A 15,763-nucleotide genomic window follows, 5' to 3' on the forward strand; every position below is an offset into this window, starting at 1 on the left:
GCCCCCTAAAATAATTAAAAAAACTAAAAAATACTTTCTTGAGTTAATTTTACGTACTCATTATAACTCAGAAACGTCTTGATTTCAATTTAGCTTTCTTATTTCTCAACGACTTTTCTTATCCATAAAAATCAAAATAAAAAGGGCAGATCTGACTGCCGCTTTTCTGATATCGATCAATGCAGAAACATCCTTGGATTTTTAATCCAAAACTCTGCTCATTATGATTTTTCTATTTTTTCTTACTTCGAAAAACGATCTTCTTGTTCCCGACTTTCAAAATCTTTCCGGATATCCTCAGCCCAGTTTTCGTCCAGTTCTTCAGATTCTTCATATAATTTCATCGCTCTTGCCAAAATTCCGAAGTTCTTCCGCATTCCTGGTTTATCCGCATGGAAATTCACAGCCCGGCTCGCCCCGATTCCCATACTGCCCGCAGTCTGCACCGCGTCGATATTCGCGCCCAGGAATAAAAATTCCCAATGATCCCGCTCTTTCTGCCGTTCGATCAACTGCTTCACCTGATCCAGAGAATATTCAACGCTGGAATTTTCCATACCGTCCGTCGTGATGATGAACAACGTCTTTTCCGGTCGGTTTTCCGCTTTCATCTTTTGATGCACCCGCGCGATATGCAATACTGAACGACCGACCGCATCCCATAACGCTGTGCTGCCCCGGACATAATATTCTTCTTCGCTCAGACTCCCGATATCCTCAATCGGAACACGATCTAAAATCACCTCGGTCCGATCATCAAATAAAACCAACGATACCCGCGCCGAGCTTGCTTCCCGCTTCTGTTTTTCAATCAAGCCGTTAAATCCGCCGATCGTGTCCTGTTCCAAACCCGCCATACTGCCGCTGCGATCCAAAATAAATACGATTTCCATTGTTTCCTTCATGATTTTCTTCATTGCCTTTGCCTCCTCTGTACTTCCAGTTTAAACTGAAAGCCATCAGTGGAGGTCGCTTGGCAGGCGACAAAACAAATTAAAACGAGCGACCACCCAAAAGCGGCTGATCAAAAACAAACAACACCTCGTTGATCTGAAACAAATCATAAATTCCCTGACCGATGAAATATTCAACGATAATATCCAGCTTGCTGGCATGGGTCAAGGCATAGCCGGCCCGGCCGATCAAAACCTTCAGTTCATCCAGATTCAGCTCCAACGCAATTGCCAGCGCCAGCGCCGTTGTTTTACTCGGCCGGTAATCCTTCTGAATCCGAATCTTGGAAAACAATTTCCGGTCAAGATTCGCTCTTTTATAAACTTGCGGATCACTCATTCCTCTCTCGTCGATCATCCGCAGCAGCGATTCCGAAAACGATTCCTCATGTTGAGCGATCAACTGTTCAAACAAGCGCGGATCCACCGACCGCATTTTAGGTTCAGCATAAAATTTATTCGATGGAGCCTGAGCCTCTTCCTGCTCTTTAAAAAGACATGTTTCTTCCGCAGGAATATCTGTAAGTTCTTCGTTTTCTTCCAACTCTGCTTCAACGGGCGCGATGAAGTTCTTCACTTTCGCAAGAACATGACCTGTTTTTTCTCGCGGAAGCGCTTGAATGTAATGATCCTTAATATAACGACTGACAGCGTTGATTAACGAATCTGACAGCCGTAATCTGCGAACATCCTCTACAACCAGCGTCACCCATAATTCCTGTTCTGTCAGAAGTTCGCGTTCCCCCTGCACAAGTATGGATAACAGGTCATCTTCCGATATCCCGGGTAAGCTGAACTTCGGCCACACAATGGCGACCGACCCGCAATGTTCCCGGACCGCCGCCGTCAGCGCCTGCCGATAAGCTTGCGTCAATAACAACGCCGGATTAAATTCCCCGTCCCCGCCTTGCGGCAAGGATACCTCGATCAGGACGACTGCCCTTGGCGTGAAAGCAAATTCCAGCTCTTTAGCCATGAGACAAGGTGGGAAACTTCCGCGATGAAACACCCGAACACCGGTGCCGGTGTTTACAAAACGAACAACCGCATCGGCGGTTACTTCGCTCAAATCTTTTCTGACAATTTCAAACGGCATGACTTACTCGCTTCCTCTCCCCGAGCGCAAGCTCTTTCCAACAACTCCGCCGATCAGCGCGATCACCGCATACGCCGGAGCGTATATCCACGCGCTTTCATTAAAATATAGAAATATCGCAGGGATAAACAAGATTCCGGTCACAATCGCAAAAACGATCGCCGAACCGGCTTTCCAAGCATGGACGGCCGCGATGATCAACGTGATCAGCGGCAGGCCGGCCAACATCATAACCATTGCCATCCCCGTATTCCTGATCACTGCCGGCAGGATCCAAAAGTTAACTGCCGTCAAAAACACATAAAGCAGATGAGGTTTTATCCGCATCGTTCTTCCTCGCTTTCTCTATTTAAAAATCCTGCGTAAGCGGCTAACAACTACGCATTGAGGCTTTTCCCACCCTGTTCCCTTCGACAGTCTGTCTTCACGAACTCCAGTTTCACGTTATGCCGCGCTTTCATCCGCGCGATTTACCGGTTCCGGCAACAAGCCGGCATCCCGCAGCACCGTTTCCAAAACATCCGCGCAGTTTTCCACGGTCGCCGCGCACCGGCGTTCCGGCTGAAACAGCCGCGGTTTAATTTCCTCACAGCGCAGCGATCCCAGCCGCTGCCGCACTTGGCCGACAATGGTTTGCGTCAAGGGCTTTAACTCCGCGCAGTCATGCGCCTTGGTCTTCACGATCAGACAGCTCAGCGCGCACACGGCCCCGGTCAACGCTCCGCACACATCTCCTACCTGCAGGCCGCCGCCCAAACCCGCCATCAGATGACAGGCATTTTCATCTAAATTCAGATTCCACGCCGCGTTCGCCCCATAAACCAGACTTTCCGCACAATTATATCCCTGCTCATAATAGTGAAGCGCATATTCTTTTAACATTGAATTTCCTCCCGTTTTCTTCTTTAATGATACCGGAGTTCACCCGCTTTGGAAAGACTAATTCCCGGATCCCGGCAGAGAATGCAGGAAAGTGACCGCTGCGGAAAACGACTTTCCGCTCAAAAAATGAGAAAAGGCTGCCGCAGCCGACAACCTTCTTTTCATTTTAAAATTTGAAGAAACTTAATGCTCTTCCAATACTGAAATTCGATCGCGATCAATCCGATCCATCGTCATCGAAGCTTAATACCTGAGATTTCCCGCTATGCTTTCCGCTCCTGCGGCAGCATCACGGAAAAGTCAATGTGGCAATACCCCTGCGGATGACGCACGAGATAATCCTGATGTTCCTGTTCAGCATCATAAAAGCAGACTAAACGTTCGACTTCCGTCACGATCGGACGATCATAGTCTTTCTGCCGCTCGGCCACAAACTGCCGCGCGATCGCTTCGTCTTCCGCACAAGCCGGATAAATTCCCGTCCGGTAGGACGTTCCCACATCGTTGCCCTGACGATTCAGGGACGTTGGATCGATGATCCGAAACAGATGATCGAACAACTGCTCGAGCGTGATCTGATCAGAATCATAGACGATCCGCACGCATTCCGCGTGCCCGCTGATCTGCCGCTTCACCTGCGCGTAGTTTGGGTTTTCAAGACTTCCCTGAGCATACCCGACGCGTGTTTCCTCAACTCCTTTTAACCGCCGGTAATATTCCTGAACGCCCCAGAAGCATCCGCCGGCCACTACAATTTCTTTTTTCATCGCGGCCCCTTTTCACGCAGCGCTTCCGCTTTCCACTGACGGGAGCGCGCGATCAGCTTTTCGTAGACCGGAAGCATCCGCGCTTCACTGACCACCTTGGGCAGATCCGCGATCGGAATCCAGGCAACGGCGCTGTTCTCATCCGCTTTGACCGTCAGCGTCTGATCGGTCGGCGCGATAAACAAATAGGTCACGTTCAAATGTTCGTGTTCCTTCACCGGCTTGCCCCGCTTGATATGGGCCGGCACCGGCAGGATATCCAATGCCAGGATGTCCTGCGAAAACGGCGTCAGCTCCGTAATTCCGCTTTCCTCTTTGGCTTCGCGCAGCGCGACCGCAAACAAATCCGGATCCCCATCCGCATGACCGCCGAGCCAGGAATAGGACTGATAAATATTATGGTAGGCCATCAGCACCTGATCCAGCGCGTCGTTCATCACCCAGGCCGAGGAGGAAACGTGCGCTTCTTCATTCTCCCGGGTCAGGATATTTTCCAGATCCAGCACTTCCAGAAACCGCGCTTTATCGTTTCGTTCCTGTTCGTTAAAGGGAACGTAAGCGCGGATATCGTCACGCCATGTCTTGTTCTGCATTGGGATTCACCTCCGGATACCACGCGTCCACCGCTTCCAGCCATTCATGAAGCAGACTGTGGAACTGCCGGACTAAATCCGGATGGACATCAGCCACATTGTGCTTTTCCGAAACATCCTGTTCCAGATCAAACAGCCGGACGCTGTGATCTTCATAAAATTCGATGTATTTCCATTTCCCGCAGCGCAGCGCGGATCCCGGGGTTCCGCCCTGATTGCCATAATGCGGATAATGCCAGAAGATCGGCCCGCGGTCAAACTTTGCCTGCGGATTCAACAGCACCGGAGCCAGGCTCACCCCGTCGCAATGCTGCTGCGGACGCAGCGGCAGGCCGCACAGTTCCAACAATGTCGGATAGAAATCCGGACTGGTTGTCAGCGCGTGACTCAGACTTCCCGCCTCAATCTTCCCCGGCCAGCGCACAAATAGCGGTTCCCGCACCGCGCCCTCGTACATCCATCCTTTGCCTTCCGATAACGGGAAGTTGCAGGTCGGTGAATGTTCCGCCGTTGCCAGTCCGCCGTTATCCGAAGTGAAAATCACGATCGTGTCCTCGTCCAGCGCTTCCGCTTTCAACGTCGCCCTCAGCTGGCCGACGCTGTCGTCCAGCGCCTTGATCATCGCGGCATACACCGGATCCGACTGAACAATCCGGCGGGTGATCCGCTTATCCTTTTTCTGCATGATCGGAAACGGATCGCCGATCTCAAACGAATCCTGCTGATCCAGTCCCATCCGCTTCGCTTTTTCTTCAAAGTAGGCGATATCTTCCGCCTTGGCCTGCAGCGGCGTATGCACCGCATAGTGCCAGAGGTTCAGGAAAAATGGACGCTGACGGTCGCGGCTGCGGATCAAGGCGGCCGCTTCCGCGCCGATCCGGTCGGTCAGGTATTCCCCTTCCGGCCCCTCGCTGAGGTTTTCCATGTGGTATGGACTGAAATATCCTTTCTTCGGATGGCCCCACCAGCTGCCCCCGAGGTTGACATCAAAACCGTGATGCTCCGGATACGCCGCTTCTTTTCCCAGATGCCATTTTCCGACATGCCAGGTCTGATAACCGGCTTCCTGAAACGCTTTCGCCATCGAGAACTCACTGACCGGCAGCTCCTTGATATATGGCGCATCGATTAACTTGCCGCGGCACGGATGATAGTTCTCATGATCGATCCAATCCGTCACCTTTAAGCGGGCCGGATACTTGCCGGACAGAATACTGGCGCGGCTGGGCGAACAGACCGGGCAGGCGGCATAGGCTTGATCGAAAGCCATGCCTTCCTTGCGCAGCTGGTCGATGTGCGGCGTTTCATAAAACGAACTTCCCTGACAGCTTAAATCCATCCATCCCAAATCGTCGATCAAGATCATAATGACATTCGGCTGCATGTTCATCACTCCTTTTCCTTTATATAACGAAGGTCGGTTTCAAGCGGGTTTTCAGCACAGCCTTCCATGCGCTTTAAGACAACCTTCCATTACCGATTTCCCTCCGTTCAATCCGTTCCCGGATCTCCCATCCGTGAATTTGTTCAACCGGCTCCCGGCTAAAATAGAATCCGCAGCCGCTGCAGATAAGCCAGATCCCGGTACCGGGCAATCTGAACCTGCTTTTGGCTTTGGAACACTTCGATTTCGGTTTCCTGATCGAGGTTGAAGCAGAGGTGATCGTAGCACAGAAACGCACCCTCGAAGCTGGCGGACCGCAGTTGTATCACTGATTCCGGCCGCAGGATCAGCGGCGACGCCAATGAGCGGTAAGCGCGGTGATGGATGCCGGTAATTTCGCTCAGCTGCAATAACGGAAGACCACTTTCGATCACCGCTCCGCCTAAAGAGCGGTTATACGCGGTAGAGCCGATCTGCGTACACAGGCACAAGCCGGTTCCGCGGAAGGTTTCAAAGAAAGATCCGTTGATATCAATATCCATCAGCTGCGTTTTCGTCACGTTTTCAATCCGCATTTCGTTTAACGCGTAAATCGTCTTTTCCTGTCCCCCGCCGCGTGCCGTGACCTGAAGCAGACGCGCGCTTTCGCACTGGGGACTGCGGTGCGTGACGTCCTGAACGCACAGATCCATTTCATCACAGCGGTAATCACAGAAGAAGCCGAGCGTTCCGCTGTGGATTCCGACAAACTTCACATTTTCCAGCTGATCCAGATATTCGTGCACGGCATACAGAAACGTCCCGTCCCCGCCAATCGCAAAAACCAGGTCCGGCTGCCGTTCATCTTCCGTCCAGCCCGCCTCGCCCAGCTTGCCGGCCAGCTCGTCTTTCAGCTGCCGCGACGTTTCATCCGGCCGGTGAACGACCGCAAACTTTTGTTTCATATTCTTTCTCGCTTTCTTCACTGTTTCTTTTAAGGGCCGCAGGAGTTTTCCTTCGTCCGGCGGTCTTGCGCACTCCCTTTGAAGCGGTTTTATTCCCTTCTGATTTTCTTTTGTCGTTTCTTCTTCAAATTTGTTTCCGCACAATGAGCGGATCTCCGCCCGATTCCTTTCCGCCCGTCCGGCAAGCGGAAGATCAGCGGCAGAAGTATAAATCCAGGATCGCTCCGAGCCCTTTATCTTTCTGTGCTAAAACTGTGTGATGCCAGCAGCGCGGGAATTTCACACAGCTGACCGCAATGCCAAAATAGAGCGGATTTATCTGAACTGTGCACTAATAACGGCTGCAGGCCCGCCTGAAGAGCGCCGTGACCATCTGCGATTGGATTATCGCCGATCATCACCGCTGCCGCTGGATTTCCCAGCGTTTCCAGCGCCAGCGCAAACGCCCGGGGATGGGGCTTTTCCACCGCCGTCTGCGCGGAACCCAGCACGGCTTCAAAGGCATCCGTCAAGCCCAGGTCGCAGACAATCTGCGGCAGCTCCGGCACATGGTTGGACAGAATGATCATGCGGTAGCCTTCGCTTTTCAGGCGATCCAGCGTCGCTCGGGTATCCGGGAACAGATGATAGGAACGGCTGTCGGCCTGGACATGATGGACCTGGCGGGCGATCCGACGCGCTTGATCTTCATTGAACCCCAGCGCAAGCGCCACCCGCATCAGATACGCCTCCAAAAAGGCCCACCAGGCTTGCGGATCCGTCAGTTCCGGGTGAAGCTTCTCCGGTTCGTCCCAGGGAAATCCGCTGCTCATCAGCGGCCGGACATCCTTCAATGTCAAACCATGCCCCGGGGCCAGCTCATCCATCGCCGCGAGCATCGCGCCGGACCATTTGCCTTCCTGATAAGCCAGGGTTCCATCGAAATCCCAGATTAATGCCGGTCGTTGATTCATGCGTTTCTCCTTTGCCCCGCAAAGCTTTCTCCCTCGCGGTTTTCCTTTTCTTTTCTGCTTCCTTATTATATCATACAGAGAAGAGGTGAACTTTCCAATGAATGAAAATCTTGAAATCGAATATAAAATGTTGGTCAGCGAACAGGAGTTTAACCAGCTGCGCGATCTGACCGGCGTCGATCAGGTTCTCGTGCAGTCCAACGTGTATTACGACTGTACGCCCAGCTCGACATTAAAGCACATCGCAATGCGGATCCGCGACGTCCAGGGAAAACACTGGTTCACAATGAAGATTCCTCAGGCCGAGGGCGTTCGGGAAATGGAGATGGAGCTGCCGGAAAACAGTCCGGAAGCGTTGGATAATCCGGAAATCCGGGCTTTATTTGACGAACTGGGACTCACGTTGCCCGTCCATGTCTGCGGTCAAATGATCACGCACCGGCATCTGCGCGTTTATCCGCTGGGTGAGCTATGCCTGGATCACAGCCTGATCAACGGCCGCAGCGATTATGAAATCGAATTTGAGGTCACCGGCGATCCGCAGGCGGGAAAAGCGTTTTTCTTGGATTTGTTAAACCAGGCCGGCCTGACCTATCGGGAAAACAAGCGGTCAAAATACGCGCGCTGCGTTCTGGATCAATAATTCGTCTATTTTCTTCTTTTTTCGGCATTTTTAACAAAGTGGAAAAGAAAACCGGGAAAACCCTGATATAATGGGATGGAGGTGATTTTCTTTGATCAAAATCTTATTCTCCGATCTGGACGGTACCTTATTGTATATCCCGCCGGTACTGACCAGCGGCGTCAGCGAGGAAAACCGCGCGGCGATCCACCGGCTCCAGGATCATGGCGTGCGGTTTGCAATTGCGACCGGCCGGTCTGTGAATTTTCTGCCGCTCCATTTCGGCTCCGATCTGGTATTCGACACCGTCGGCATCTGCGGCGCTTCCATCCGGCTCAACGGCCGCTTCATCTATCAGACAGATTTCGACCATGATGAAATTGACGCGCTTCTGGAGGTTTTCTCCGACAGCGCTTATGAGCATCGTTTTCTGGTCGTCACGCAGGACAACGACTACATCTTTGAGGATCCGTTCGGGGAACAGGCGATGGAATATAAGCTGAATCCCAAGCATCGGATCCGCGACTGCCGGCAGGTGCTGGACGAGTCCATTTCCGAATACATCCGGGATCCGCACCACACGCACATCACCGCCTGTTTCTGCCACTTCCAGCAGGAAGAAGGCGTCGACTATTATAAGGATATGTTGAAGCGGAAATTCTTCGGGCGATATCAGATCATCCAGACCAGTCCGTATTCAATCGTCATCCTGAAAGACGGGGCGAACAAAGGAACCGGCATCGCCAAGATCGCCGCGCTGACCGGCGTCAGTCTCGATGAAATCGCGGTCGTCGGGGATTCGGAAAACGACTTTGAAATGTTCGCGATGATCCCGCACAGCTATTGTATGAGCCATGCCCGGCCGGATATCCAGGCGAAAGCGAAAACGATCGTTGACTCAGTGGCCGAGTGCATCGATTTGATTTTGAAGGAAAACGAACAGGAACGGCTGGAAAATCTGAATCTTCTGTAAAAGTCAGACTTTATGACAAGGCTTCGCCAAACTGCGGAAAATGGAAAACATTGTGTTCCCGAAGTTTCACGATTTCGATCCGGCCGTATTTTCGTTCCGGCTATGTTTGCTTTTTCGCTGAAGGCTTTGTCCTTTCTCAACAATTGACCAGAAATTAAAACGTTGATCCGCGCTTTCCGCTTCGGCTTCTGCCCGGGCGGTTGAGAATCAACGTTTTTTTATTTTTCTTTATGCCGGCTGATAACTGATTTGCAGCATCGTCTGATCCAGCGACCGGCCCGGTCCGCAGGTGATCGGCAGTTTTTCCTCAGCGCTAAAGCCGATTGTTTCCCCGTCGTTCAGCGTCACGTCCTGATCGAGGACATAGCTGGCAAGAGCATAGAGGAAATCGTGCAGCTGCTGCGGTGAAGCGGCGCTGTCCAGCACCTCCATCTCCCGTTTTCCAAAGGCCTGCAGCCCATAGGTGTACGCGCACATGCCCGCTTCGCTGCGGTACAGTCCGAGATACACCCAATCGTAGATCGGCAGTTCGCCCTCGTTCATCTGTTCCGCGACTTCCCGATACAGCTCCGGTTCGTACACCGTGCCAGTCGTATAGACACCCAGAACGCCGTCCTGCCGGCAGCAGCTGGCAACCAGCTTCGTATAGAGCGATGCCTGACTCAGCGCTGTCTGATCCCGGCCCAACACCGCCACCAGCAAATGCGCCCGATGCTGCTTCGTCCTCTCGACGGCCTGCGGCCACAGGTAATTGTTCTCCGCATTGCGTTCCGCTTCCTGATCGGGAACCGGCGCGCCCATCAGGCTGACGGCCACGGTCATCCCGTCGACTTCGGCCACCAGCGGCTGATCCGGATCGTCCGGCAGCTCACGGATCTCAATCTGCCATGTTTCGCGTAAATCTTCCGCCAACTTCCGCGGATCCCAGCGGGCTTCCCGCAGCAGCACAAAACCGGCGAACGGACCGATCCCGGCCGCTTCTTCCTGCTTCGCCGCTTCCCGCATGCAATAAGCGCGGACCTGTTCAACCAACGCGACCGCCTGATCGACGGCGCTTGTTTCCTGATAAACTTCCATTTCGCTGAACACATGCCCGCAATGATCGAGCGCGTCCTTTTCATAACCGCCCGCGACCCCCAGCAGCCAGTCGGGATGATTCCGGGTTGGTTTGTAGCGAAAGATATAATAATGCAGATCATGCAGATCAAATTCCTGCGTTTGTTCCAGACATTCAGGCATGCTGCCGAGTTCGTGTTCGTCAGCCAGCCATTCCGCCATCGCTCTGCGCGCCGCTTCCGCTTGATTCATGCGTCATTCCTCCTGGGCCGGGGTTTTCCCGGTCTGTTTTCTGTTTTCTGTTTTCTGTTTTCTGTTTTCTGTTTTCTGTTTTCTGTTTTCAGGATACCCGATCAATCGGATTTCGACAAGCAAATTTGTTTAAATGAAAGCTAGATCTGAAAGCCGGAAAGGTCTGCCTTTCCATGACTTCCGCAGCGATATCAATACGATCCATCGGCAGCCTGCGATAATTTAGTCCTTTTTCTGGATCGTTTGCGAAATCCGCTTTATAAGGTCAGCGTCAGCGCGTCATAGGCTTCGTCCAGCGCCCAGACGCTCACACTGCCCCCGCCGACCGGGAACGTGCCGCAGCCGTTTTCATCCAGCTGAATGATTTCCGTCTGATTCATCAGCACATCCCGCATCGTCTTGCCGGCCAGCGTTCTGCCCAGCTCCATCGTCTTGGTTCCGCCCGGCGCGTCGCTCAGGATCACCGCCAGACCGGAATGCGGATGTTGATCGTCCCCGGACAGCGTCCAGCCGATAAGATTGGCATCGTCAAAGTAATCGCGCTGATCGCCGTAGGCATAATCCCGGCGGGCCCGGATCATTCGTTCTAAGCCCATCACCGGCGCAATGCGGTCATGCGGAATTCCGACTAAATCGCCGTAAAAGACGCACGGAATGCCCTCTTTCCGCAACAGAATCAGCGCGTAGGCCAGCGGCTTAAACCAGGCCGGCACCCATGACGCCAGCGCCTGGGAGGGTTGGGTATCATGATTATCAACAAACGTAACGGCAGCGTCCGGCTCGGTCTGAACTAAAGTGTTGCTCAAAATCTGAGCCATATCAAACTGAGCGTTGCTGGTGGCAGCTTTGACAAACTGGTAATGAAGCGGCACGTCGAACAACCGCATGCAATGACCGCAGGCGTCCAGATAATGCCGCAGCTTATCCAATTCCCAGCTCCAATATTCGCCCACCGCCGGCAATTCCCTGCCGCTGTCTCGGCGCAATGCGTCCAGCCAGTGCGTGAAGAACGTAAAATCCATGTGCTTCACAGCGTCCAGCCGGAAGCCGTCCATTTTCACGGTGTCATAATACCAGCGGCCCCAGCGGTCCAGCTCGGCGATCACCTCCGGATTGGACAGATCGAGATCCGCCCCCATCAAATAATCATAGTTTCCGTTCTCGCCGTCGGTTTCCTGATCCCATTGTTTCCCGACAAAGCGGAAGATCCCGCTGTACTTCCAATCGCTGTCCCAGTCCGTGCCGTCAAAATGACTCCAGTTCCAGGTGAAATCAGAATACTTTCCCTTTCGTCCCGGAAATGTGAACTTCGTCCAGGCCTGGATCGGACGGGGATCCGCGACAGCCTGATTCCGGTTGTCCCCGGCGTCCTGCACTGCCAGCACTTCTTCCTGCGCGTCCGCGCCCAGCCGATGGTTCAGCACGATATCGGCCATCACTTCGATTCCGGCCCGATGCAGCGCTGCGACAGCTTCAAGATACTCCGCGCGTGTTCCATATTTCGTCGCGACAGTGCCCTTCTGATCAAATTCTCCCAGATCGTATGTATCATACACGCCGTAGCCGACGTCGCTTTTTCCGCCTGTGCCTTTATAGGCCGGCGGTAGCCAGACGCCACTGATTCCCAGCGCGGCCCAGCTTTCCGCCAGCGCGGCGCACCGCTTCCAATGCTGCTGATCCTCGGGCAGATACCACTCGAAGGCCTGCAGCAGCGTTTTATTTTCCAAGTCAATCGCCTTCTTTCTGTGATTCAATACGTTTACTGTACCACAAATCAATCTGACGAAAATTGAATTTAAAGAATTGTAAGAAAAAAGAAAAACTCTCCTCGAAGGAGAGCTTCCGGTCAAGTTTGTTTATTCCGCTTCCAGCTGGGAAGTGCAGTGCGGGCAGCGGGTGGCATGCAGATCGATCTCGGTCTTGCAGAAAGGACAAACCTTGGTCGTCTTCGGCTGCGGCGCTGGTTCTTCCTTGGCGCGCAGCTTGTTCATCCAGCGGATGACCAGGAAGATGACAAACGCGGTTAACAGGAAATTGATCAGCCCGGCGATGAAGCTGCCGTAAGCGATCGTGGAAGTATGCGCCTGCGCTTCCGCCAGCGTCGGGTAATGCTGGCCGTCCAGCGCAATGAACATATTGGTGAAATCCAGCCGGCCGGTAAACAGACTGATCACCGGCATGATGATATCGTTGACCATCGACGTGACTAACGCATTGAAGCCGCCGCCGATGATTACGCCGACTGCCAGATCGATCATGTTGCCTTTCAGCGCAAATTTCTTAAATTCTTTGAGCATTTTTTCACTCCTATTCTGTGCGTTCCATTATAGTGAACCCCCGGCGGAAAATCAATTCTTTCCGCCGGATTTTCTTACCTCACGGCGAAGCAGGAAGCGGACACGACATTGCGGGCGATCACGATCCATAACATTTGACAGTTCAATACTAGAACTAATAAACAGAAAAATTAATCTTCACTTAATCCTTGATAATTCTTTATCATGATAAAATACCCACGAGATCAGCGGAGTGTTTCTCGTCCGCGGATCAGGAAAGGGAGGAAATAATGATGAAAAGCAGTAAAAAGCTGACGGCGCTTCTGCTTGCGGGCCTGATGATGACCACCGCGGCCTGCGGGACGAAGAACGAACCGGCCCAGGGAAGCGGTAGTTCAAAAGGCGAAGCGACGATCACAAAAACAGCCAAAGGTTTCGGCGGCGACGTCACCGTCACCGTGAACTTTGACAAAGACGGCAAGCTGACCAGCGTGGAGGCGGCCGGCGATGAGGAAACACCGACGATCGGCGGTCAGGCGATCCAGGAACTGCCGGCGAAAATCGTTGACGCAGGCAGCACAGACGTGGACGGCGTCGCAGGCGCAACCATCACTTCCACCGCGATTAAAACCGCGGTGCAGGAAGCCATCGACGAATACAACGGTACAAGCGCAGAAATTCCGGCCGCCAAGATGAAGGCCGGCACCTACACCGTCACCGCCAGCGGTTTCTCCTTGTTGAAGGAAATGGAAGTCGCGGTCACAGTCAGCGAAGACAAGATTGAAAACATTGAAGTGCTGGACAACGGCGACACCTACCCGTTTTTGGAAGCGGCGAAGGAAAAACTGATTCCGCGGATTCTGGAAAATCAGTCGGTCACCGTCGATTCGATCACCGGCTGCACCGGCTCCAGCACAGGCATTAAGCAGGCTACAGAAAAAGCCGTTGCCCAGGCGTTGGCCGAAGGTGGTTCCGAGGCGGCGGCGATCAAAAATTTCTATAAGACGCCGGCCAAATCCACAGAACAGGAAACGATTGACGTCGACGTCTTAGTCGTCGGCCTGGGCGGCTCCGGCACAGCGGCGGCGATGAGCGCGGCTGAAACTCAGTATGCGGCCAACGGCAACGATGCCTCCAAGGTCAGCGTTCTGGCGATTGACAAAGCCGGCAAATACGGCGGCACCTCCTGCATCACCGCGGACACGATGGGCATCAACGCCCCGGAATACGACAAAACCTACCACGGCGGCAAGGATTATGTCGACGCTGAAGCGATGAAGGAAGACTGGAACAACTTCACCAAGGGCGACGCGAAGCAGGATCTTCTGGATCTGTTCTTCGACGAATCCGGCAAGACGGTCGACTGGCTGATCAGCCACGGCTTTGATTACGGCAAGGGTTCCCCGGAAGGCGAAGGCTATCAATACGGCGGACCGCAGCGCGGTTTCACCGACGAGGATATCTGGTTCGTCAAATTCCAGTATACCGGCCAGGGTTACGGCAACTGGAAGAAAGAAACCGGCGAAATGTTTGACAGCATGATCGCCGACTATGAAAAGGCCGGCGGCCAGTATATGCTGGAAGTCGAAGCCAAGGAATTGATTTATGACAAGGACACCAACACGGTGACCGGCGTCAAGGCAGAACGTTACGATGGCAAGCAGTACACCATCAACGCCAAGAAAGTCATCATCGGCACAGGCGGCTTCTCCAACAACGCCGCGCTGCAGGAAAAATACCTGTCTAACCAGTATTATCCGCTGCAGGGCAGCTGGCTGATGTACGGCATGCAGCAGAACGACGGCACGATGATCGGCTCCGCGCTGGATCTGGGCGCCGGCACCTACAATATCGGAATGCCGCCGATGGTTCACTTACAGGGCGCGCCGATCACGCTGCACGAATATCCGGTTGAGGTCGTCGGCGATGAAAACGACGTAGGCTTCTGGACACAGCTGCCGCGCCGCAACTCGCTCAACGATTTCCCGAACGCACTGGCCAGCGCCGCTTACGCGCTGCAGGTCAACATGAAGGGCGAACGCTTCTCCAACGAAGCCGGCACTTTCCAGACCTGGAAATCCGGCCCGCGCTACTACACAATCTGGTCGGACGACTTCTTCCGCAACGTTGAGAAGAACGGTCTGCCGGTCAGCTTCAACGACGATCTGACCTGCCAGGGCGGCATTGACGCAGGCAAACCGCTGCCGGTAGACGAGCTGATCGACCTGTGCGTGAAAAAGGGCATCGCTTATAAAGCAGATACGCTGGAAGATCTGGCAAAGCAGCTGAACCTCGACCCAGCGGTCTTGAAAGACAATGTTGACCGCTACAACGCTGCGGTGGAAGCAGGCAAGGATGAAGAATTCGGCAAGGCCGCGGACTTCTTAACGATGAAGATCGGCGAAGAAGGTCCATATTACGCCTTCGTCGGCGCTTCCTACATTTACTCCACGGTCGGCGGCTTGGACGTCAACACTGACATGCAGGTCTTAGGCTCTGACAACGCGACGCCGATCAATGGTCTGTACGCAGTCGGCACGGATTCCCTGGGCGTTCTGTTCTCGGAACAGCGTGAATACGTCACCTATGGCGGCGCGGCTCAGGGTTGGGCCTACACCTCCGGACGGCTGGCCGGCATCAGCGCGGTCAACAGCCTAGGCGAATAAACACCCCGCCGCAGCGCCGCAACACCAGGGATTCATGGAGGTTTGCTCGCTGTGATGCCACAACATCAAGGATTGAAGAAGGTCTGTCGCTGCGGCAGACCTTTGTTTTTTTATTTCCAACTTTTTCCGATCCACGACTTATCCTGAGAAAACACTCTCTGGCCGGCAACGGTTAACCCCCTTTTCTCACCGGAGTCAAGGCTTAGAAAATACGCTTCCGGATGCGCTGTGCCGCAGGTGGAGCTGCTTTCTGTCCGTACGCCTTTCCCTTGCCGCCAGGAAAAACCTGAATTTCCCGGTTTACTTTCCCGCATTCCTCTCGCATAATGGAAGAAGAACTGAGCGA

15 protein-coding genes are annotated in these 15,763 nt (G+C 53.5%); 3 read left to right on the forward strand and 12 right to left on the reverse strand.

From position 1 onward, the window contains the following. Nucleotides 1-242 precede the first annotated feature (242 nt). From DWY25_RS16235 to DWY25_RS16275, 9 genes are all read right to left on the reverse strand, one after another. Nucleotides 243-917: a vWA domain-containing protein gene (locus DWY25_RS16235; RefSeq protein ID WP_117896105.1), complete on the reverse strand. Its 675-nt coding sequence runs from the start codon at nucleotides 915-917 to the stop codon at nucleotides 243-245. 76 nt (nucleotides 918-993) lie between these two features. Next, complete coding sequence (locus DWY25_RS16240; RefSeq protein ID WP_117896106.1) at nucleotides 994-2,049, reverse strand: hypothetical protein; 1,056 nt, start codon at nucleotides 2,047-2,049, stop codon at nucleotides 994-996. A gap of 3 nt (nucleotides 2,050-2,052) precedes the next feature. Next, a complete protein-coding gene (locus DWY25_RS16245; RefSeq protein WP_117896107.1) occupies nucleotides 2,053-2,376 on the reverse strand; it encodes a hypothetical protein in 324 nt (107 codons plus the stop codon). A 117-nt stretch (nucleotides 2,377-2,493) separates the two neighbouring features. After that, nucleotides 2,494-2,931 carry a C-GCAxxG-C-C family (seleno)protein gene (locus tag DWY25_RS16250; RefSeq protein ID WP_117896108.1) on the reverse strand — a complete coding sequence of 146 codons (438 nt, stop codon included), beginning with the start codon at nucleotides 2,929-2,931 and terminating at the stop codon, nucleotides 2,494-2,496. A 263-nt stretch (nucleotides 2,932-3,194) separates the two neighbouring features. Next, nucleotides 3,195-3,698 (reverse strand): peptide-methionine (S)-S-oxide reductase MsrA, encoded by a 504-nt coding sequence (gene msrA, locus DWY25_RS16255; protein WP_117896109.1) that lies wholly within the window; start codon nucleotides 3,696-3,698, stop codon nucleotides 3,195-3,197. Beyond that, nucleotides 3,695-4,291 (reverse strand): NUDIX hydrolase, encoded by a 597-nt coding sequence (locus DWY25_RS16260; RefSeq protein WP_117896110.1) that lies wholly within the window; start codon nucleotides 4,289-4,291, stop codon nucleotides 3,695-3,697. Before DWY25_RS16260 ends, msrA begins: the two co-directional genes overlap by 4 nt. Then, complete coding sequence (locus tag DWY25_RS16265) at nucleotides 4,269-5,675, reverse strand: sulfatase (protein WP_244926003.1); 1,407 nt, start codon at nucleotides 5,673-5,675, stop codon at nucleotides 4,269-4,271. The genes DWY25_RS16260 and DWY25_RS16265 overlap by 23 nt, the downstream gene beginning before the upstream one ends. 158 nt (nucleotides 5,676-5,833) lie before the next feature. Next, a complete protein-coding gene (locus DWY25_RS16270; RefSeq protein ID WP_039864937.1) occupies nucleotides 5,834-6,619 on the reverse strand; it encodes an NAD kinase in 786 nt (261 codons plus the stop codon). Between the two features lie 233 nt (nucleotides 6,620-6,852). After that, nucleotides 6,853-7,572 (reverse strand): HAD family hydrolase, encoded by a 720-nt coding sequence (locus DWY25_RS16275; RefSeq protein ID WP_117896113.1) that lies wholly within the window; start codon nucleotides 7,570-7,572, stop codon nucleotides 6,853-6,855. 97 nt (nucleotides 7,573-7,669) lie between these two features. On the opposite strand from DWY25_RS16275, the gene DWY25_RS16280 reads away from it, so the two are divergent. Next, nucleotides 7,670-8,215, forward strand: a complete 546-nt coding sequence (locus DWY25_RS16280; protein WP_181981878.1) for a CYTH domain-containing protein — start codon at nucleotides 7,670-7,672, stop codon at nucleotides 8,213-8,215. Between the two features lie 91 nt (nucleotides 8,216-8,306). Further along, nucleotides 8,307-9,167, forward strand: coding sequence for an HAD-IIB family hydrolase (locus DWY25_RS16285; RefSeq protein WP_117896115.1), 861 nt, complete (start codon nucleotides 8,307-8,309; stop codon nucleotides 9,165-9,167). Between the two features lie 228 nt (nucleotides 9,168-9,395). Here DWY25_RS16285 and DWY25_RS16290 read toward each other — a convergent pair whose 3' ends face one another. From DWY25_RS16290 to mscL, 3 genes are all read right to left on the reverse strand, one after another. Next, nucleotides 9,396-10,475, reverse strand: a complete 1,080-nt coding sequence (locus DWY25_RS16290; protein ID WP_117896116.1) for a DUF4261 domain-containing protein — start codon at nucleotides 10,473-10,475, stop codon at nucleotides 9,396-9,398. A gap of 257 nt (nucleotides 10,476-10,732) precedes the next feature. Beyond that, the gene (locus tag DWY25_RS16295) at nucleotides 10,733-12,202 is read right to left on the reverse strand and encodes an alpha-amylase (RefSeq protein WP_244926004.1); all 1,470 of its coding nucleotides are present in this window, start codon (nucleotides 12,200-12,202) and stop codon (nucleotides 10,733-10,735) included. A 129-nt stretch (nucleotides 12,203-12,331) separates the two neighbouring features. Next, nucleotides 12,332-12,772, reverse strand: coding sequence for a large conductance mechanosensitive channel protein MscL (gene mscL, locus DWY25_RS16300; RefSeq protein WP_117896118.1), 441 nt, complete (start codon nucleotides 12,770-12,772; stop codon nucleotides 12,332-12,334). A gap of 272 nt (nucleotides 12,773-13,044) precedes the next feature. On the opposite strand from mscL, the gene DWY25_RS16305 reads away from it, so the two are divergent. Further along, entirely contained in the window at nucleotides 13,045-15,417 is a 2,373-nt protein-coding gene (locus tag DWY25_RS16305) for an FAD-binding protein (RefSeq protein ID WP_181981879.1), read from the forward strand. The last annotated feature ends 346 nt before the right edge of the window (nucleotides 15,418-15,763 follow it).

The sequence above is a fragment of the Holdemania filiformis genome, from assembly GCF_003459085.1.
Classification (GTDB): Bacteria; Bacillota_I; Bacilli_A; order Erysipelotrichales; family Erysipelotrichaceae; genus Holdemania; species Holdemania filiformis.